The organism is Nanhaiella sioensis, from assembly GCF_046557775.1.
GTDB lineage: Bacteria > Bacillota > Bacilli > Bacillales > SM2101 > Nanhaiella > Nanhaiella sioensis.
The window spans coordinates 4,503,615-4,522,654 of sequence record NZ_JBKAEG010000001.1; the positions used below are offsets into that span (position 1 = coordinate 4,503,615).

Sequence of the window (19,040 nt, forward strand, 5' to 3'; positions counted from 1 at the left end):
ACTTGAATGATCTCACAACAAATAAGTATGGTCGAAAGGATGGTGATAAGATGAGAGTTGGCATTCCAAAAGAAATTAAAACAAGTGAAAGTAGAGTAGCGCTTACACCAGCTGGGGTACTACATTTAACGCGAGCTGGACATAAAGTTTTTATTGAAAGTGGTGCTGGCCTACAATCTGGTTTTTTTGATGAATTGTATATTGAAGCTGGTGCAGAAATTGTTGAATCTGCAAAAACAGCTTGGGAATGTGATATGGTGATGAAAGTTAAAGAGCCTTTAACAGAAGAATATCATTACTTTTATGAGGGATTAATTATATTTACTTATTTGCATTTAGCAACAAATCGGGAGCTAACAGAAGCACTCGCCGAGAAAAAAGTAGTCGCTATAGCATATGAAACAGTTCAAATGCAAGACAAGACATTACCTTTATTAACTCCAATGAGTGAAGTTGCAGGGAGAATGTCCACACAAATTGGCGCTCAGTTTCTAGAAAAATCTAAAGGCGGTAAAGGGGTACTACTTGGAGGAGTGCCCGGGGTGAAAAGAGGAAAGGTCACGATTATAGGTGGTGGAGTAGTTGGCACCAATGCCGCAAAAATAGCAATAGGGCTTGGGGCAAATGTGTCAATTATTGATGTTAATCCTAATAGGCTGAGGGAGCTAGATGACATTTTTGGAACCTCAATTCAAACACTTATGTCTGATCCGTATACAATTGGGCAAGCAGTATTAGATTCGGATTTAGTTATAGGAGCAGTGCTCATACCAGGGGCAAAGGCACCAAAGCTTGTATCGTCGGAAATGGTTAGGATGATGGAAGAGAGGTCTGTGATCGTTGATGTAGCAATCGATCAAGGGGGTATATTTGAAACGACAGATAGGGTTACTACACATAAGGACCCAACCTATGTAACACATGGTGTAGTGCATTATGCTGTAGGAAATATGCCTGGGGCGGTGCCTAGAACATCTACAATCGCTTTAACAAATGTCACGATACCATATGCTGTCAATATTGCAAGTAAAGGCTATAAAAATGCATGCCTGGACTGTCCAGCTCTGTTAAAAGGCGTCAACGCTGCTGGAGGGTTTATTACGTATAAAGAAGTCGCTGATGCACATAGTCTTTCATACAGAGAAGTAAATACGGCATTAAATGAAGGTCAAAAAGTATAAAAAGGAGGGAGGTAATCACGTGGTAACCTCCCTATTCCACGTTGTTGAAAAGTGAAATGAAAAGGAAAAGGTATGATAATACTCAATGGAAATTGATTAACTAATATGTTAAACAAAATGCTCCAAGTACGATAATCAACAGAATAAATAGTACAACAATTAACGCAAACGTAGATCCAAAGGCTCCTCCTACTCCTGGACCGTAGCCGTATCCAGGATAGCCAGCGCCAGCTACACCGTAGTTACACATTAATAAATCACCCCACTTTCTCATTCTCTATATATGTCTATGACATATTTATAATTTTGTCTGTACGAATGTGCATGATTAAAACGTACAATTTATTGTTTGGGTTGGAAACCGTATGAGTGTACAAACTTTCACTTTTTTGTATTAAGCTCTTTTCGTGAAATTTACAGCTAATTTACGTAAATTAGAAGATGAAGATATCGTTTTACGTAACAGTCATCGTTTTTTTGAAGAAAGGATACGACGCGATCAAGTTGTTTACATGTTTATTTTGTAATACGATAAACAACAATCTATGTGAAAACAGCCTTATTTGAATATAGTATGGTATGCTGTTAGTATTAGGATCGGTGAAAATATAAATCAAGAAAGGGTTGTTTACGTTGTCGACAGTAAACGAAGAATTTTCTAAAACTCTTATACAATCATTGAAGGGTGAGCGTGGGCATATCCCTATTAACAGAGCGCTATCTGATATTGATAGGCAACTTGCAGGGGAAAGCATCGAAGGTTTACCATATACAATTTATCAACTTCTAGGTCATATGTCGTATTGGCAGGATTTTTTCTTAGAATTTCTTCAAGGTGGAAACCGTGACCTACCTGAGAATGCAATGGATACTTGGCCACAGGATAAATCCCCATCTAGTAACGAAGAATGGATAAAGCTTGTAGAACATTTTTTAAATGGCATTGATAAAGCTTGTGAAATAACACGAAAGATACGACTAGATGAGCCATTACAAAATTGGCCTACTGAAACGCCAGTAAGCTCATTACGTAATATAGCTTCACATAATACATATCATTTAGGGGAAATTATTTTAATTCGGCGATTACTTGGCGCATGGCCACCACCTGGTGGAGGTTATCCGGCATAAAATGAATACACATAAAGCAAAGCTCCAGTATACCTATTATAGGACACTGGAGCGATAACTATATTTTTTATAAGTAACTAAGGTTTCTTTCTTTAAAATTTTTGTACTAAGAAATGAAACATAACTAGCGTTTGTAGCAACTTCTCTTCCTAAAAATGGTGACAATTAGCTGTTTAAATTTGAAAGCCATAGTGTCAAAGTGTACAAAGAGGGTTTTACTTAATATCCATAATCCCAATCAACTTCTTCCTCATGCCACATAACAGGTGACACTTGGCCAAATTCTACATTTTTATTGTCAATAGAGCAATTACATTGTTGACATCCACACTGTTTTTTTATTTCATGGTATATTGATTTATCAACGTCTTCTAATATTGTTACAGGTCGAGTCTCTTTGAATAAAATGGCTGTACCCTTCATATAAATCTTCCCCTTTTTACATGCTAATTTATGTGATCATTTATCGTGATTTTTAAATTCACCTACATTTTATTCCGAGTGATTTCATATGTCTATAGAAATGTGAAAGTGTTCACAAATGTGGCACAAATAATCCTCAATTTATATCAAACTTTTTTCTAATTAGAAATGATGTTCACCATTTGTATTTTTAATATGATTCAATGTCATAGTATAGCGCTTCCATTATAATGGCTCACTTCATAAAATTTGTTGTTACGGTCCCTAGACTAGAAGATTAAGTTGTCGTTATTAAAGAAAAAAAGACGGCACGAAATCTAGTGATATTCGTGATTATTTATTAATAATAAGCTACAAACTATTTGAAAACAGCCTTGTAAAAAGAGTATTTAATATAGGTGTGTTTTCATGACTTGTAGGATAAAACAGTTTTGTATATGTGAAAACAACACTAAAGTGTCTATGAAATTACAATTTATAGAAGTAATATAGTTACAATCTTACAAATAAGTTAACTGAGTGGCATCTAAGTAGTCATGCCAAAGAGACAGTCATTATAGAGGTTCCATTAGCTCTGGTGGAACACAATGTATGTGTTTAGCAATATTTTATTATTGTAATGGAATATAAAGTAGATAAAGCAACACGCTGAGGAGGTATGAACAATGAGTTCTTACAGAAAAAAAGGCTTAATATTCGGTGTTTTATTAATATTAGGATTAGTTTCAGGTATGTTCTCAACAGTTCCAGCTCTAGAGCAATCGGATTACCTAATTAAATTATCATCAATCAAAGTGCAAGTTCTTGTGGCTATATTTTTTCAATTTACTATGGCCACTGTATATGTTTGTGTGGCTGTTTTAATATATCCAATAATCAAGAAATATAATGAAGGAATAGCTCTTGCGTATTTCGGATTCAGAATTATTGGAGCAGCATTTCTTTTTATTGGAATAGTTTCTCTGATGTTACTATTATTCATAAGTGAACGTTTTATGATAGAAAGTCAGCCAGATCTATCCTATTTCAAAACTATTGGAGAATTGCTTCGATTATTTAGAGATGGGATGAATCATATTGGAATGATACTGCCGTGGAGTTTAGGTGGTTTAATTCTATATTTTTGTTCTTTTCGAATGAATCTTTTTCCTAAATGGCTATCAATTTGGGGTTTTATTGGCTGTAATTTAACACTGGTAGTAACATTTCTATTGATGTTTGATGTAATTAAATTAATAACACCAATTTACTTTATTATGAATACACCAACAGCTATATTTGAATTGGTTCTGGCGGTTTATTTGATGATGAAAGGTTTCAATCCAATAGTTGAAGACTAAGATTATAAATGAGTTAAAATATGTGCAACTTGTTTAAAATGTGTTTCTCTAAGTAATTCATTAAATAGAAATTAGACGATTCTGTTGTCATTTTATTAACACCTTGACCATATTCTAAATTTACTTAATAAGAGAATAATAGAACTTAATGTTGTTAGGTATAGCCTCTGTTCGTGAAACTTTTTTGCACTTACTTTTGAATAACTGCTGATGATGATTCTAGCCTTTAGAGGTGAAAAGGTACTAATCGTGTGCTAATTACGAAATGCGACAATTAATATGTAAACAGTCAAAGTTAACGAAAGAGTATTGCGGAGTGTGCATTTACAGCAACATGTCACACTTTTTATTAATAGCTTACTCTGATTTGAAGTTAATTATAGATTATTATTCTTTTGATATATTAAAGGAGGAGATTAGGATAAAAGCGATAGTATGTGAGAATTATGGTTCACCTGAAGTCTTGGAACTAAAAGATGTGAAAAAGCCAATGCCAAAGGACAATGAAGTATTGATTAAAGTAAATGCAACTTCTATAAATTATGGAGATTTAGTGGCTCGAAATTTTAATGAAATTTCTCCTAGTAAATTTAACATGCCGTTGCTTTTCTGGGCACTTTCTAAATTTTACTTCGGATTTCGGAAGCCAAAGATAAATATTCTAGGAAGTGAGTTTGCTGGGCAAATTGAATTAGTAGGAAAAGATGTCAAATCATTTAAATTAGGAGATGAGGTTTTTGGATATCTCGGTCAAAATATGGGTGCTTATGCAGAGTATATTTGTCTAACTGAAAAAGGGATATTAGCCACAAAACCAACGAATATGAGTTTTGAGGAAGCCACTGTCGTCCCTTATGGGGCAATGACGGCATTGAATTTACTTCGAAAAGTAGAAGTTCGTAGTGGACAAAAAGTACTTATAAATGGCGCGTCTGGGAGTATAGGTTCAGCCGCAGTACAGATTGCAAAATACTTTGGTGCAGAAGTTACTGGAGTATGTAGTACTTCGAGAGTAGAATTTGTGAAGGCTCTGGGAGCTGACAAAGTTATTGATTACACAACTGATGATTTTACGAAAAACGGTGAAACATACGATCTTATTTTTGACATATTAGGCAAGAGTTCGTTTCAAAGATGTAAAGGCTCACTAAAGCAAAATGGTTATTATCTTTTAGCCAGCTTTAAGATAAAACAACTGTATGAAATGCTGTGGACTTCAATGTTCAACAGTAAGAAAGTAATCTGTGCATTGTCTACAGAGAAGGCTGAAGATTTACATTTCCTAAAGGAGCTTATTGAGAAGGGGAAGATCATATCGGTCATTGATAGATCCTTTCCCTTGGAACAGACTGATGATGCTCACAGGTATGTTGAATCCGGACAAAAAAAGGGGTTTGTAGTTATTACTATGTAAATTTTTAAGGCTCTTTTCTTAAACTTTGTTGCTTGTTTCACTTACATTAGCAACTGACGTGTATTATATGATTTTATAGTCTTTAGAGAAGAAAAGAGCCTTTTTTAACTGTTACAATTACATATTACTTCCTTTTGAATTAAAGTTTTGTAATAATGACTATAATGAAAAAAATCCATAATTTAGTAATAAAAAGAATAGAATTAATAATTTGTAAAGGAGAAAGCAATGAATTATCAACAAGCCTTACAAAAGTATATAGAAGCGACAAATTCTCATGATTTCAACAATGTGAAAAAAGTTCTTCATGAAAATGCCGTTTATTGGTTTACAGACAAGTCTTGTGTAAATTTAGAAGAAATTCAAAGTTATTTCGAAAATGCGTGGCATACAATCAAAGACGAGGTATATGCAGCAAAGGATGTAGAGTGGGTTACAGTAGATCAAAAAACTGCCTCTTGTATATATACATATCATTATGAAGGTTATTATAATGGCAAATTTGTTACTGGAAGTGGGCGAGCAACAAATATCTTTGTCAAAAATAATGATTATGACGACTGGAAGTTAATCCACGAACATTTAAGTAGTCTTTGATTGAACTAAAAAGTCACACCTCTTTGTTAGTACTTCATGAGAAAGAAGAGCGTTCTTGGAATGAAAAACAATAATTCAATCGAAAGCAGCTTAAATTACAGAGGAACGACATATAATTCATACAAATAGAAGATTTATACATATAATTCATACAAATAGAAGATTTATATGGAGGGGTTATAATGAAAATTCATAAAATGACATTTTTTATAATCTCACTGTTTATTCTTGTTTCTTGTTCATCAAAAACGATTGGTGAACCGGATATTAGTGAGCAAGTTTATGATGAATTAGGTGAAGGAGTAGTAATTCCAGAATTTGAAAACTATCCAATGGTATTTGCTATCATACAAATGCCACCAATAGGTAATAGTAAAAAATTAACTATAGTATATGCTGAAGAAAGAGGAGAAATCATAGAGGACTTTAGTGATCCCGCAGTGATACAAGCTTATGAGAAAGAAACAAATTCCAAATTTTTATATGGAGTATATGAAGGAAAAACTGTATTGGAATATACTTACATTGAAGACGGAGGAATATCCTTTTCAAACGGAAAAACAATGGTTTTGAATGGAAAAACGATTGAATATGTAGAAAAAAAGAATGATAAGAATGAATTTTTATTTGTAGCGTTAAATTATGAAGGGGCTGCTTATTCTTTTACATTTAATTTGAGTGAAGAGTTTGTACAAGAAGCAGCATTCAAAATTGTAGAAAGTGTCATTAACGAAGTAGATAATGAGTTGGATTCTTAGTTTGCCCTTTGTTACATTTCTGACCAACTGACAAAATGATGGATGGGAATATTATAAATTATATTGTCATATTTTGCGAATTTCAAATGATGACAGTTGACTACCATATAAAATGAATTTCAAAGCAATGGTGAAAGTTGTAAAGGAGTTGGAAAAAGAATGGTAGTTGATGGCTGATATAATATCAATGTTTTGTTGTAGTAGACTAAATACGCCTGGTTCCTTGTCATATCTCAATGATAAGGAACCGGGATTTTTTGTATTAATAAGAAACGGATAGTGAAATGAAATAACGTCATTCATCAATAATTATGCTCGATGAAATTCGAATGATGTAGTTAATTAGCTACTAAGTTAAATATTTTGAAATGGAGCTTTAGTTATGAAGGAGAGTTTACGGTGAGGACATATTTTAGAATAATCAATTTTCATTACTATTAGTTGACGTACTGAAAAACTAATAGAAAGATTTTACTACAATGCATGCCACAGTATGTATAGTTTAACTACTGAAAAATAGAATAGTAGTTTGGATGTAAAATATGGCAACCTTTTTCTTTATTTATTATTATAATAATAGTAAAGTGAAAATAGAGAATTAGTTAGTGTAGAAGAGGGGGATCATTTTAATGGCTACAAAAAATGGTATATTACTTGAAAGTGGTACAAATGAACTAGAAATAGTAGAATTCGGTATTGGTAACAATAAATTCGGTATCAATGTTATAAAAGTTAAAGAGATTATTAATCCAGTTGTAGTTACAGAAGTACCACATGTACACCCAAACGTAGAAGGTATTATTGAGTTGCGTGGGGAGGTTCTTCCAGTTGTAGATGTTGCTAAGGCACTTGGGTTTTCTAAGTCGAATAATCCAAAACTTGATAAGTTTATCGTTGCTGAATTTAATCAACAAAAAATTGTGTTTCACGTTCATACTGTGACACAGATTCATCGAATTTCTTGGGATAAAATTGAAAAGCCTTCAGGTATGTACCAAGGTTTAGAAAGTCAAATTATTGGTGTAGTAAAAATGGAGAGTGACATGTTGTTGCTGCTTGATTTTGAAAAGATTGTTGTTGACATTAATCCAGATTCGGGTGTGAATGTGAATAAAGTGAAGAAGTTAGGTAAACGAGAGAGATCATCTAAAAGACTGGTCATCGCTGAAGATTCACCTTTATTAAGGAAACAGTTAGAAGATACGTTAAAAGAAGCAGGCTTCAGTAACCTTGAGTTTTTTGAAAATGGTAAAGAAGCATTAGCTTACTTGGAACAGACAATTAATGCAGGAAAAGAGATTACAGAGGTAGTACAACTCGTGATAACTGACATAGAAATGCCTCAAATGGATGGTCATCATTTTACTAGACGCATTAAAGAGGATAAGAAGTTATCAAAATTACCAGTAGTCATTTTTTCTTCTTTAATAACGGACGACCTTCGACACAAAGGGCAAATGGTAGGTGCAGAAGGACAAGTAAGTAAACCGGAAATTGACCAATTAGTACATTTAATAGATGAGTTAATAAAATAAAAATTAGGTAATAATATAGTTATTATAAGTCGAAAGTTGGGTAGTAAAATGAGATGGATCGTCCAAGCTTTAGGGCAAAGGTGGGTACTATTTAGTTTATTAGTCATTAATACACTAGGTACAATATATGGTTATTATTGGTATAGGGGGCAATTATATGCTACACCTCCAAAATTCCTTATTTTTGTGCCAGATAGTCCTACTGCGTCATTATTTTTTGTTTTTGTTCTCGTGGCCTTCTTACTTAAAAAGAATTGGGGGCTAATTGAAGCGCTAGCAATTGTCACTTTATTTAAGTATGGCATTTGGGCTGTTGTTATGAATATACTAGTATATTTTGAGTTAGGTTCATTAGATTTTGCTAGTTTGATGTTAATCTTTTCACATGGTGCCATGGCGTTGCAAGGGTTACTTTTTGCGCCTTTTTACCGCATAAAATGGTATCATTTAGCAATAGCTAGTGTATGGACTTTACATAATGATGTCATTGATTATGTTTTTGGCATGTTGCCATGGTATCACGTGTTAAATGAATATGTACAACAAATCGGGTATTTTACTTTTTGGCTTAGTATAGCATCAATTGGGATTACGTACGTTCTTTGTGTGAAGAAAGATAGGTTTGTGTTGAGTATAACGTAACAACATACTTGTTGCTATTCGCGAAAAACTTAGACGACGATGATTAAAATTAAACATAATAACAAGTAGCATTTTTATCGTTTTCTAGGGAATACATTTCAGTTTTGTAAATCAGGTGGAGCAGAATCTCCACTTTTGTCTTTTTACAAGGCTGTTTTTGCATTGAAGGTGGTGTTTCCTAGTAATAAATAAACACGGTTACAAATATTGTTTCGTGGGATCTTCTTTTCACAATATGATGATAATCACATAAGACTCCTTTTACTGTAGTCATTCTGTCTGAAAAACACAAAGTTTACGAAAAGACTGTTTATAAAAATGCTTAAGCTAATTCACTTTTAGCAAAAGCTAAAAGCTTATGACCTGTTGTCGATCTTCATACTAAAACGAGGTGAACAGCTTGTCTAGGCTTTTTTCGTATTTTTTAGTTCTACTCTTGTCCACCTTCTCATAATTATTAATAGAAGTTTGAGGAGGGACAAGTATGAATGGACGTATGATGTTGTTGTTACTACTAATACTATTAGTATTGCCAAGTAATAAATACGCTGCGGAAATAGAACATTGGAAAAAACTTGATGAAATAGCCGATGAAGCTTTACAAATGGTGAAAAGTGAGAGATATGACGACACAAAAAGTCTGTTGGAACACTTTACTAAAGAATTTTTACAATTTAGTACTAGTGATAAGCCATATACTATGGATGAATTAAGAGTAATAACAATTACACATAATAATGCTGTTGAAGCTGTAACTAAGACGGCCCTTTCTCATGAAGAACGAGTTAGAAAAGTCGTACAATTCCGATTGGTCATTGACGCTATCATTTCAGAGCATCAACCGTTATGGGTTGAAATGGAGCATTCGACAATGAAATACTTTCATCAAATGAAAGGTGCAATTGAGCAAGACGATACTGAAACATTTCAATATATGTTAAATTTATTTTTAAATAAGTATGAAGTTATCCAACCTAGTATTAAGGTTGATGTTAATCCTGAGTGGGTAACGAGAGTGGATAGCCATATTCGTTTTCTAGAATCAAATCAGCATATTAGTTTGGAAAAAGCAAAACAAATCCAACAACTTGATCAAATGGAATCGGATTTATATGAACTATTTAATGCAGTGAAGGATGATGATACTGATCCGTCACTATTATGGGTTATGATTTCAATTGGAAGTGTTATTTTATTATCATTATCATATGCTGGATGGAAGAAATACAGAGCTGATAAAGTAAAACAACAGTCACGTAAAAAGCTAAATGATTGACATAATATCGGTTGTTCAGCTAAAATTATCATTATATTATTAAAATAGAGGAGTGGAGTAAGTTAGCATGTGGTACATCGCCTATTTTGCACTACTAATTATTATTCCTATTTGGGCTCAAATGAAAGTGAAGGGAGCGTATAAAAAATATTCTAAAGTCCCGTCATCATCAGCAATGTCTGGTGCTCAAGTAGCTCGTAGCATATTGGATGCGAACGGCTTACACGATGTCAATATCGAGGAAACACGTGGAGTGCTGTCAGACCATTATGATCCACGTTCAAAAACAGTTCGTCTTTCGTCAGATAACTATCATGGTCATTCACTTGCTGGTACAGCTGTTGCGGCACATGAAGTTGGACATGCAATACAGGATCAACAGGATTATGCATTTTTACGGTTAAGACATTCTCTCGTTCCCGTTGCAAATATCGGTTCGAATTTTTCTTGGATAATTATTCTTGCAGGTATTATTTTTGCTTCAGCAAATATGCTGTTATTAGGTATCATCTTTATGGCATTTGCAGTTTTGTTTCAGGTGGTTACATTACCAGTAGAGTTTGACGCCTCTAACCGTGCAATGGAGCAAGTGGTATCACTAGGTGTGATTAGAAACGAGGAAGAAAGAGAAACGAAGAAAGTGCTTAATGCGGCTGCATTAACATATGTTGCAGCGGCAGCGGTTGCAGTCCTAGAACTTGTAAGATTTGTACTAATGTATATTGGTATGTCACAAGACGATTAAGAAGTAAAGCTATACAAATAATTGCAATAAACCAAGACCAGGATAAATCATATCCTGGTCTTTTGTTTGCTTCAAATCCGCAAGTATCATTATCTAAGACATAACGTAATGAACTTTGTAGTACAAACTACTCTACATCATCATGAGTTACCGTTCGAGTGGTTTTTTATTTTCGTCAAGTGTGAAACCTTCTCCTAATACGTCATGGACATCACTTACTGCGACGAAAGCGTGAGGATCAATAGATGTAATAACGTTTTTTAAACGGACGATTTCATTTTTTCCGACAACACAATATAAGACATTTTTATCAATTTTAGAAAATGAGCCCTGTGCTTTCAAAAAAGTTGCTCCTCTATCCATTTCTTTCATAATTTTTTCAGCTATTTCTTCATTTTTATCTGAGATAATCGTAGCACCTTTGGCAGCATATGCACCTTCCTGCATAAAATCAATGACACGCGCTCCAACAAATACTGCAACGAGTGTATACATTGCTTCCTGATATGTTAAATATACGATAAGTGAAACCGTAATGACTGCTGCATCAAATAAGAACATTGTTTTTCCCATGCTCCAGCCAATGTATTTATGTGCTAATCTAGCAAGTATATCTACACCACCGGTCGTTCCACCAAAACGAAAAATAATGCCTAAACCAACACCGATAAATACTCCTGCAAATAATGCTGCTAAAGTTAAATCCTCATTTAATGGCATTTGAATAGTATAGCGCTGAAAAATCCATAAAAAGACTGACAATCCCACTGTTCCAATTACCGTATACAAAAATGCCTGTCTACCAAGTAATCTCCAACCGAGAATAAACATTGGAATGTTTAACAACAAATTTGAATAAGCCGGATCTATTTTTAGAGTAAAGAATAATAGCAAAGTAATACCAGTAAATCCACCTTCAGCAAGGTTATTTTGCATATTAAAATGAACGAGCCCAAATGCGAAAATTGCTGATCCTAGTAAAATAAATAAGATATTTTTAGTCTTGATTCCTAATTGCATAATGTCCTCCAAAACAGTAGTCAGATTAAATAGAATTACACATAAAGCTTTTATGTTAGGGTGTTTTCGCATTGATTGTTGTTTTTCGAAATTAGAAATAAACTATCTTTTCTTCAGTACAACGATTTAACAGTATAACCCATTTTTTTGTACTAGATTGAAAAACAATAGCAACAAATGTTATGAAAAGAGCCTTATGTTATGTATCTTGCGCATAAAACGAAGGGCAGGAGCTTTATCGCTTCATAAGGGTATTTATGTCTTGTTTCGGAATCAACTGGTCGTATCTTGTCGGCCGAGCAAGGATATCGACATTTCACCTATGAGAACATGACATACTCTTATTATAAGTAAATTTTAGTGCCCCAACTTTTCTTATTATATTTGAACTAGTCGATAGTTACAATAGATGAAATAATGGATAAAAGGGACAATTGAAAAACGAAACATTTGTCAAATGAGTAGCTTTTGGCTAACATGTAAGATGAGAAAGAGGTGGTTATGAATGACTAAAACGTTAAATGAAATCCAGCTTGATGTTGATCAGTATATTAATCAATTTAAGGAAGGTTATTTTAGCCCATTAGCAATGCTCGCTAGAATGACAGAAGAGCTCGGAGAACTAGCACGAGAAATAAACCATTATTACGGTGAAAAGCAAAAGAAGGATAGTGAGAATGAACGGGAAATTGAAGAAGAACTAGGTGATATGCTTTTTGTATTAATTTGTTTAGCAAATTCCCTCGACATAAATTTGGAAACTTCGCACGATCGTGTAATGGAAAAATTTCAAACTAGAGATAAAAATCGCTGGACTTTAAAAGCGAAAGGAGAATGACATCAATGGGTGAACAAATTAACATTGTTCTTGCAGGCCCTAGAGGAAGAATGGGTAAAGAGGCCTTACATTTAATACATAATACAAAGGAATTTTCATTAGTAGGAGCGGTAGATCGCAAACATGATGGGCAACTTATCTCTGATATTGACGGTTTACCTAATATGGATACACCCATTTATACTGATTTAGAGAATTGTTTACAAGCTCACCAAGCAGACGTGTTAGTAGATTTGACGACACCTGAAATTGGTAAAAGACATACAGAAATAGCTTTGCAATATGGTGTGAGACCTGTTGTTGGAACAACTGGTTTCTCAGCTGAAGACTTAGCAAGAGTTACTGAATTAGCTGCAAGCAAAAAGCTTGGTACGATAATAGCTCCAAATTTTGCTGTTGGCGCTGTACTCATGATGAAATTTTCACAAATGGCTGCTAAATATTTTCCGGACATCGAAATTATTGAGCTACACCATGATCGGAAATTAGATGCTCCCTCTGGTACGGCTATAAAAACGGCACAATTGATATCAGCGGAGAGAGAGGCAAAACAACAAGGGCATCCTGATGAACATGAGGCAGTAACAGGTGCTAGAGGAGCTAATATTGATGGGATGCATATACATAGTGTGCGGCTCCCTGGTTTGATAGCACATCAGCAAGTATTATTTGGTGGAAATGGACAAACCTTAACAATTCGCCATGATTCATATAATAGAGAATCATTCATGACAGGTGTGAAAATTTCAATTGAAACTGTTATGAAACTTGATCATTTAGTATATGGCTTAGAAAATATTATTGCATAATGGAGGAGCAAGATGAAAATAGCACTTGTAGCCCATGATAAAAAGAAAAATGATTTAATTCAATTCGCAACAGCTTATTTATCTACTTTGGAACAGCATGAACTTTATGCGACTGGTACGACGGGACAAAAAATTTCTGAAGCTACTAACTTGAAGATCCACCGCTTTCAATCAGGTCCACTTGGGGGTGACCAAGAAATTGGAGCGATGGTAGCAAACAATAAAATGGATATGGTTTTATTTTTTCGTGACCCTTTAACTCCGCAACCTCATGAGCCAGACGTATCTGCTTTAATAAGACTTTGTGATGTGTACGCGATTCCATTAGCAACAAATATGGGAACAGCTGAGATACTAGTCAAAGGCCTAGAACGAGGAGAATTCCAATGGCGCTCAATTATTCACGAACAACAAGGTGAACAGACATGAAACTAGATATGCTTGCATTCGGTGCTCATGCTGATGATGTAGAAATTGGCATGGGTGGCACGATTGCCAAATATACTAATAAAGGATTCAAAATTGGCATATGTGATTTAACAGAAGCCGAGTTATCTTCAAACGGAACAGTTGAGATTAGAAAGCAAGAGGCTATGAAGGCATCTGCGATACTATCTATTAGTGAACGATTAAATTTACAACTTCCGGATCGTGGTTTATTCAAAAAAGAAGAATATATAAAGTTAATTGTTGAGAAGATTCGCTTCTATCGACCTAATATTGTTTTTGCACCTTATTTTGAGGATCGGCATCCGGATCATGGGAATTGCGCGCACCTTGTAGAGGAAGCAGTATTTTCTGCTGGAATTAAGAACTACGAAGATAACAAACGCTTAGCAGCACATAAAGTATCATCAATATATTTTTATATGATCAATGGCTTTCATAAGCCTACTTTTGTCATTGATATATCTCAAACTATAGAACAAAAGCTAAATAGTTTAAGAGCATATAAAAGTCAATTTACGAAGGTAAATGATTCAATTGATACTCCATTAACTAATGGGTACATAGAGTCAGTAAAAAGTAGAGAAAGATTATTTGGCAAAGAGGTTGGCGTTGATTATGCAGAAGGGTTTATTAGTAAAAAGCCTTTGCTTATGAAACATGATTTGTTAGGAGAGTGTAAATGAAGATGAAAATTGGTATCACTTGTTACCCCTCAGTGGGAGGGTCGGGTGTTATTGCAACTGAGCTAGGTAAAATGTTAGCAGAAAGAGGCCATGAAATTCACTTTATTTCATCAAGTATGCCATTTAGGCTCAACAAGTTGTATTGTAATATTTATTATCATGAGGTAGAAATCAACCAATATTCTGTTTTTAAATATGCTCCCTATGACCTTTCATTAGCGTCAAAAATGGCAGAAGTGGCGAAACGTGAACAACTGGACTTATTACATGTTCATTATGCTATACCTCATGCTGTTTGTGCTTATTTAGCTAAGCAAATGGTTGGAGACGAAAAGCTGAAAATTGTAACAACATTACACGGTACTGATATTACAGTTCTTGGCTATGACCCATCATTGAGTGATATGATCAAATTTGGAATCGAAAATTCAGATGTTGTAACAGCTGTTTCTAATTCTCTTGTTGAGCAAACGTATGACTTACTTGATGTTAAGAAAGAAATTTCTACTGTTTATAATTTTGTTGATGAGCGTGTTTATTCTAAAAAAGAAGCTGTTCAAAATCTAAAAGGTGAGTATGGTATAGACGAAGAAGATAAAGTTATTATTCATGTATCGAATTTTCGTCAGGTAAAAAGAGTCACTGATGTTGTAAAAGCATTCAATATCATTGCAAAACAAGTAAAGTCTAAACTGCTGCTAATCGGGGATGGCCCTGAGGTAACAGTTGTTTGTAAATTGGTAAACGATTTACAATTAACTGATAAAGTACTTTTTTTAGGTAAACAAGAAAATGTTGAGGAGTTATACTCAATAAGTGATTTAACTCTATTATTGTCTGAAAAGGAAAGTTTCGGCCTTGTATTACTTGAGGCATTCGCTTGTGGTGTGCCAGGTATTGGTACAAATATTGGTGGAATTCCAGAAGTAATCACTCCTGGAGAAAATGGCTACATTAGTCAGGTTGGAGATATTGAAGATGTTGCGAAGAAAGCAGTGCAAATTCTGACAGATGATCAATTACACAAACAAATGTCTGAAGCAGCTGTTACAACTGTAAAAGAAAAGTTTCATTCCACAAAAATAGTTGAACAATATGAACGCTTATATTTTACTTTACTAAACCGTAGGGTCGACATTGTTAAATAAGATTCTTTTCATAAAACTGCTATGATTTTTTTACAAAGGCTCTTTTCGTAAACTTTGTTAATATTGTTATCCAATTAATACTAAAAAGTCATTTAACATGGTTAGTCATTGTTGAACAGAAGCGAAAGATGCCACGTACTCTAGTTGTGTACGTGTTTCGTTCTTAGTAAGAAAAACAACAATGAATGCGAAAACAGCCTTTTACAACGGCTCTTTTAATAAACTTTGTTTGAGGTTGATACTAATTTAGGACAGTAACATTTACGATATTGACTTTATGGTTCATACGTTTTTATTTGATAATTATATAAGCAGCAATGAATGCAATGACTGTCCATTTATAAAACGATGCAAAACATCTTGTCTTTAAGTTTAAATTTATCCTAAACATTAAGTTGTGCTCTCACTCATTTAGTTCAAGCTAATTGAGGAGTTTGATGTTTTTAACATATAGAATCATGAAGGTTTAATAAAAGGAGATATCTTATGTTACATGATCCGTTTGAGCTACCCACATTTATTATCCAAACAATACAGCAGGCAGGATTCGAAGCATATTTTGTTGGGGGAGCAGTTAGAGATATGCTACTGCATCGTGAAATAGGTGACGTTGATATTGCAACTTCAGCGTTACCACAACAAGTTATAAAGCTGTTCCCGAAGACAATTGAAGTGGGTATCCGTCACGGTACAGTCGTAGTTCTTCACAAAGGTGAATCATTTGAAGTAACTACATTTCGAAATGAAGGGGATTATGAGGAGCATCGACGTCCTAAGGACGTTACATTTATTAGCTCTCTTTCGGAAGATTTACAGAGGCGTGATTTTACAATTAATGCAATTGCAATGACAGGCTCTGGAGCCTTAATTGATCCTTTTGATGGTCAAGCTGATATACAAAAACAGATGATTCGTTGTGTAGGTGACGCAACAGAACGATTTTATGAAGATGGCTTACGGATGTTAAGAGCTATACGCTTTGTTAGTCAACTGTCCTTTGTCTTAAGTGATGATACGAAAGCTGGGATAAGCCGGTGTAACAATATATTAAAACATATTTCTGTTGAAAGAATTACAGCTGAGTTTGAAAAAATTATGAGAGGAAATAATAGTCACATAGCTTTTCAATTACTGGCTGAACTTAAAATTTATAAATATTTGCCTCATTGTGCGAATAAACAAATCGAATTTGAACAGCTGGCAAACTATAAATGGCACTCACTTCAAAAAAACGAAGAGTTTTGGACTTTATTCACAATGTTATTAAAAATGGAGACACCAGGAAAGTTTTTGCGGTCATGGAAATTACCTGTAAAGTTAATTAGAAGCGTAGAAATAAACATACGGTATTTTAACATGTTATTAGCATCAGAATGGACAAAGACTACACTCTATCAATGTGGCCTAGAACATGCAGAACAAATTGAACGTATAAGAGCTGTTGTTCATCAAAATGATGGTACAGAAAGGCTACATAATATAAAAAAAATGTACGCTAGTTTACCAATCATTTCTCGCAAGGAGTTAGTTGTTAATGGAAATGACCTACAAGCTTGGTTTAATAAAAAACCTGGTCCATGGTTAAAAGAATATATTAACAACATTGAGATGGCAATTGTCAATGGAGATGTTGAAAATGAAGTAGAGAACATAAAGGAGTGGCTGTTACATTGCAATCTGAAACTAGAAAACAATTGTTAGAAGCTTTCACAGGTGCTGGAGATGAATTTATATCAGGGCAAAAAATAAGTGAACTACTTGGTTGCAGTCGAACGGCCGTTTGGAAACATATTGAAGATTTACGTAACGAAGGGTATGAGCTAGAGGCAGTCCGTCGAAAAGGCTACAGAATTACCAAAAAACCTAATAAGATCTCAAGTAACGAAATACAGCTTGGTTTACAAACAAAAGTGATGGGTAGGAACGTGCATTTTCATGAGAAAGTTACGTCAACACAAAGGGTTGCTCACACACTTGCACATGAAGGTGTAAAGGAAGGGACGATCGTTCTAGCTGAAGAGCAAACAGAAGGTCGAGGGAGACTGAATAGATCTTGGTTCTCTCCAGAGGGGACAGGGATTTGGATGAGTTTAATAGTCAGACCTAATATTCCTCCTCAACAAGCGCCTCAGCTTACATTACTCACAGCTGTAGCTGTTGCACAAGGTATTGAAGAACTTACTCATTTGCCGCCTAAAATTAAGTGGCCTAATGACATTTTAGTGAATGGTAAAAAGGTTGTGGGTGTATTAACAGAACTTCAAGCTGAGCCAGAGTGTATTCATTCTGTTATCATTGGTGTTGGAATTAATGTCAATCAACAAACAAGTGATTTTCCAGAAGGGATTGACAAAACTGCCACATCATTAGCGATAGAAACAGGGAATAAACTTAATCGTGCTGAATTGATTCAACACATCCTATTAAAATTTGAAAAGTTGTATTTTGAATACTTAAAACACGGTTTTTTATTCGTTAAGCTGTTATGGGAAAGTTATGCAGTAAGTATTGGTAAAAATATTGTAGTAACAACGTTAAATGAAACGAAGAAAGGTGAAGCTTTGGGTATTACAGATGAAGGTGTACTTATGATGAAGGATGAAATGGATAACATACATTATATTCATTCAGCTGATATATCTATTATGTAATAAATAAATGAATTCTTTCGTTTACTTGTTTTTTATTCACCTGATCATCATTTTATAGATCTATGGACAAAGGTGTTAAGTTCCTTGTAGTAATGACAACGATTAATAGTAAAGAAACCTTTCTTTACACTAAGTACATATTGTAAAGTTTTGCTGGAAAAAAGGACAACAATTTTGTATAATTTTGCATGAGGGTAGTATCCTGATGAGAACTATACCTTATTCAATTAGTTTAAATATGTATATAGCTAGTCTGCCTTGATCCAACATATGGACTGGGACAGAGGGATGAAGCAAACCGATGATGTGAATTATATCCTTCTTTCTCATGTTTTTTGAGACTGAGGGATTTTTAAATACGAACTAACCGGTTACTCATGCCCTCTAAAAAAGGAGGGA

At 34.3% G+C, this 19,040-nt stretch carries 20 protein-coding genes; 17 read left to right on the forward strand and 3 right to left on the reverse strand.

From position 1 onward, the window contains the following. The first annotated feature begins 50 nt into the window (after window positions 1–50). Window positions 51–1,181, forward strand: a complete 1,131-nt coding sequence (gene ald / locus V1503_RS21295; RefSeq protein WP_410629082.1) for an alanine dehydrogenase — start codon at window positions 51–53, stop codon at window positions 1,179–1,181. Window positions 1,182–1,281: 100 nt separating this feature from the next. Here ald and V1503_RS21300 read toward each other — a convergent pair whose 3' ends face one another. Continuing rightward, window positions 1,282–1,431, reverse strand: coding sequence for a YjcZ family sporulation protein (locus V1503_RS21300; RefSeq protein ID WP_214481282.1), 150 nt, complete (start codon window positions 1,429–1,431; stop codon window positions 1,282–1,284). Window positions 1,432–1,814: 383 nt separating this feature from the next. On the opposite strand from V1503_RS21300, the gene V1503_RS21305 reads away from it, so the two are divergent. Beyond that, window positions 1,815–2,312, forward strand: coding sequence for a DinB family protein (locus tag V1503_RS21305; protein WP_410629083.1), 498 nt, complete (start codon window positions 1,815–1,817; stop codon window positions 2,310–2,312). Between the two features lie 219 nt (window positions 2,313–2,531). On the opposite strand, the gene V1503_RS21310 is transcribed toward V1503_RS21305, so the two are convergent. Beyond that, on the reverse strand, window positions 2,532–2,735 hold the full coding sequence (locus tag V1503_RS21310; RefSeq protein WP_214481280.1) for a protein YkzT: 204 nt from the start codon (window positions 2,733–2,735) through the stop codon (window positions 2,532–2,534). A 665-nt stretch (window positions 2,736–3,400) separates the two neighbouring features. Between V1503_RS21310 and V1503_RS21315 the strand changes: the two genes are divergently transcribed. From V1503_RS21315 to V1503_RS21350, 8 genes are all read left to right on the forward strand, one after another. Continuing rightward, complete coding sequence (locus V1503_RS21315) at window positions 3,401–4,075, forward strand: DUF4386 domain-containing protein (protein WP_410629084.1); 675 nt, start codon at window positions 3,401–3,403, stop codon at window positions 4,073–4,075. 421 nt (window positions 4,076–4,496) lie between these two features. Beyond that, on the forward strand, window positions 4,497–5,489 hold the full coding sequence (locus tag V1503_RS21320; RefSeq protein WP_410629492.1) for an NAD(P)-dependent alcohol dehydrogenase: 993 nt from the start codon (window positions 4,497–4,499) through the stop codon (window positions 5,487–5,489). Window positions 5,490–5,717: 228 nt separating this feature from the next. After that, complete coding sequence (locus V1503_RS21325; RefSeq protein WP_410629085.1) at window positions 5,718–6,086, forward strand: YybH family protein; 369 nt, start codon at window positions 5,718–5,720, stop codon at window positions 6,084–6,086. A 182-nt stretch (window positions 6,087–6,268) separates the two neighbouring features. Continuing rightward, entirely contained in the window at window positions 6,269–6,844 is a 576-nt protein-coding gene (locus tag V1503_RS21330; protein WP_410629086.1) for a hypothetical protein, read from the forward strand. A gap of 629 nt (window positions 6,845–7,473) precedes the next feature. Next, window positions 7,474–8,379 (forward strand): chemotaxis protein, encoded by a 906-nt coding sequence (locus V1503_RS21335; RefSeq protein WP_410629087.1) that lies wholly within the window; start codon window positions 7,474–7,476, stop codon window positions 8,377–8,379. Between the two features lie 48 nt (window positions 8,380–8,427). Then, a complete protein-coding gene (gene lhaT, locus V1503_RS21340; RefSeq protein ID WP_410629088.1) occupies window positions 8,428–9,021 on the forward strand; it encodes a lipoprotein heptaprenylglyceryl N-acetyltransferase LhaT in 594 nt (197 codons plus the stop codon). Window positions 9,022–9,505: 484 nt separating this feature from the next. Continuing rightward, a complete protein-coding gene (gene ypjB, locus V1503_RS21345) occupies window positions 9,506–10,297 on the forward strand; it encodes a sporulation protein YpjB (protein WP_214481274.1) in 792 nt (263 codons plus the stop codon). Between the two features lie 67 nt (window positions 10,298–10,364). Next, window positions 10,365–11,042, forward strand: a complete 678-nt coding sequence (locus V1503_RS21350; protein WP_214481273.1) for a zinc metallopeptidase — start codon at window positions 10,365–10,367, stop codon at window positions 11,040–11,042. A 147-nt stretch (window positions 11,043–11,189) separates the two neighbouring features. Here V1503_RS21350 and V1503_RS21355 read toward each other — a convergent pair whose 3' ends face one another. Further along, the gene (locus V1503_RS21355; RefSeq protein WP_214481272.1) at window positions 11,190–12,062 is read right to left on the reverse strand and encodes a YitT family protein; all 873 of its coding nucleotides are present in this window, start codon (window positions 12,060–12,062) and stop codon (window positions 11,190–11,192) included. A 505-nt stretch (window positions 12,063–12,567) separates the two neighbouring features. On the opposite strand from V1503_RS21355, the gene V1503_RS21360 reads away from it, so the two are divergent. The 7 genes from V1503_RS21360 to V1503_RS21390 all read left to right on the forward strand — a co-directional run bounded on the left by V1503_RS21360 (window position 12,568) and on the right by V1503_RS21390 (window position 18,641). Beyond that, window positions 12,568–12,900, forward strand: coding sequence for a nucleotide pyrophosphohydrolase (locus tag V1503_RS21360; RefSeq protein WP_214481271.1), 333 nt, complete (start codon window positions 12,568–12,570; stop codon window positions 12,898–12,900). 5 nt (window positions 12,901–12,905) lie between these two features. Beyond that, the gene (dapB, locus tag V1503_RS21365; RefSeq protein WP_320258634.1) at window positions 12,906–13,709 is read left to right on the forward strand and encodes a 4-hydroxy-tetrahydrodipicolinate reductase; all 804 of its coding nucleotides are present in this window, start codon (window positions 12,906–12,908) and stop codon (window positions 13,707–13,709) included. 12 nt (window positions 13,710–13,721) lie between these two features. After that, window positions 13,722–14,138 carry a methylglyoxal synthase gene (gene mgsA / locus V1503_RS21370; RefSeq protein WP_214481270.1) on the forward strand — a complete coding sequence of 139 codons (417 nt, stop codon included), beginning with the start codon at window positions 13,722–13,724 and terminating at the stop codon, window positions 14,136–14,138. Beyond that, window positions 14,135–14,842 (forward strand): bacillithiol biosynthesis deacetylase BshB1, encoded by a 708-nt coding sequence (gene bshB1 / locus V1503_RS21375; protein WP_410629089.1) that lies wholly within the window; start codon window positions 14,135–14,137, stop codon window positions 14,840–14,842. Before mgsA ends, bshB1 begins: the two co-directional genes overlap by 4 nt. Next, the gene (gene bshA, locus V1503_RS21380; RefSeq protein WP_320258632.1) at window positions 14,839–15,990 is read left to right on the forward strand and encodes an N-acetyl-alpha-D-glucosaminyl L-malate synthase BshA; all 1,152 of its coding nucleotides are present in this window, start codon (window positions 14,839–14,841) and stop codon (window positions 15,988–15,990) included. The genes bshB1 and bshA overlap by 4 nt, the downstream gene beginning before the upstream one ends. A gap of 486 nt (window positions 15,991–16,476) precedes the next feature. Next, window positions 16,477–17,691, forward strand: a complete 1,215-nt coding sequence (locus V1503_RS21385; protein WP_410629090.1) for a CCA tRNA nucleotidyltransferase — start codon at window positions 16,477–16,479, stop codon at window positions 17,689–17,691. After that, window positions 17,649–18,641: a biotin--[acetyl-CoA-carboxylase] ligase gene (locus V1503_RS21390; RefSeq protein ID WP_410629091.1), complete on the forward strand. Its 993-nt coding sequence runs from the start codon at window positions 17,649–17,651 to the stop codon at window positions 18,639–18,641. Before V1503_RS21385 ends, V1503_RS21390 begins: the two co-directional genes overlap by 43 nt. Window positions 18,642–19,040 lie beyond the last annotated feature (399 nt).

Coding starts and splice junctions, on each gene's coding strand:
- ald (WP_410629082.1), top strand. CDS start 51: ATGAGAGTTGGCATTCCAAAAGAAATTAAAACAAGTGAAAGTAGAGTA.
- V1503_RS21300 (WP_214481282.1), bottom strand. CDS start 1,431: ATGTGTAACTACGGTGTAGCTGGCGCTGGCTATCCTGGATACGGCTAC.
- V1503_RS21310 (WP_214481280.1), bottom strand. CDS start 2,735: ATGAAGGGTACAGCCATTTTATTCAAAGAGACTCGACCTGTAACAATA.
- V1503_RS21315 (WP_410629084.1), top strand. CDS start 3,401: ATGAGTTCTTACAGAAAAAAAGGCTTAATATTCGGTGTTTTATTAATA.
- V1503_RS21325 (WP_410629085.1), top strand. CDS start 5,718: ATGAATTATCAACAAGCCTTACAAAAGTATATAGAAGCGACAAATTCT.
- V1503_RS21330 (WP_410629086.1), top strand. CDS start 6,269: ATGAAAATTCATAAAATGACATTTTTTATAATCTCACTGTTTATTCTT.
- V1503_RS21335 (WP_410629087.1), top strand. CDS start 7,474: ATGGCTACAAAAAATGGTATATTACTTGAAAGTGGTACAAATGAACTA.
- lhaT (WP_410629088.1), top strand. CDS start 8,428: ATGAGATGGATCGTCCAAGCTTTAGGGCAAAGGTGGGTACTATTTAGT.
- ypjB (WP_214481274.1), top strand. CDS start 9,506: ATGAATGGACGTATGATGTTGTTGTTACTACTAATACTATTAGTATTG.
- V1503_RS21350 (WP_214481273.1), top strand. CDS start 10,365: ATGTGGTACATCGCCTATTTTGCACTACTAATTATTATTCCTATTTGG.
- V1503_RS21355 (WP_214481272.1), bottom strand. CDS start 12,062: ATGCAATTAGGAATCAAGACTAAAAATATCTTATTTATTTTACTAGGA.
- V1503_RS21360 (WP_214481271.1), top strand. CDS start 12,568: ATGACTAAAACGTTAAATGAAATCCAGCTTGATGTTGATCAGTATATT.
- dapB (WP_320258634.1), top strand. CDS start 12,906: ATGGGTGAACAAATTAACATTGTTCTTGCAGGCCCTAGAGGAAGAATG.
- mgsA (WP_214481270.1), top strand. CDS start 13,722: ATGAAAATAGCACTTGTAGCCCATGATAAAAAGAAAAATGATTTAATT.
- bshB1 (WP_410629089.1), top strand. CDS start 14,135: ATGAAACTAGATATGCTTGCATTCGGTGCTCATGCTGATGATGTAGAA.
- bshA (WP_320258632.1), top strand. CDS start 14,839: ATGAAGATGAAAATTGGTATCACTTGTTACCCCTCAGTGGGAGGGTCG.
- V1503_RS21385 (WP_410629090.1), top strand. CDS start 16,477: ATGTTACATGATCCGTTTGAGCTACCCACATTTATTATCCAAACAATA.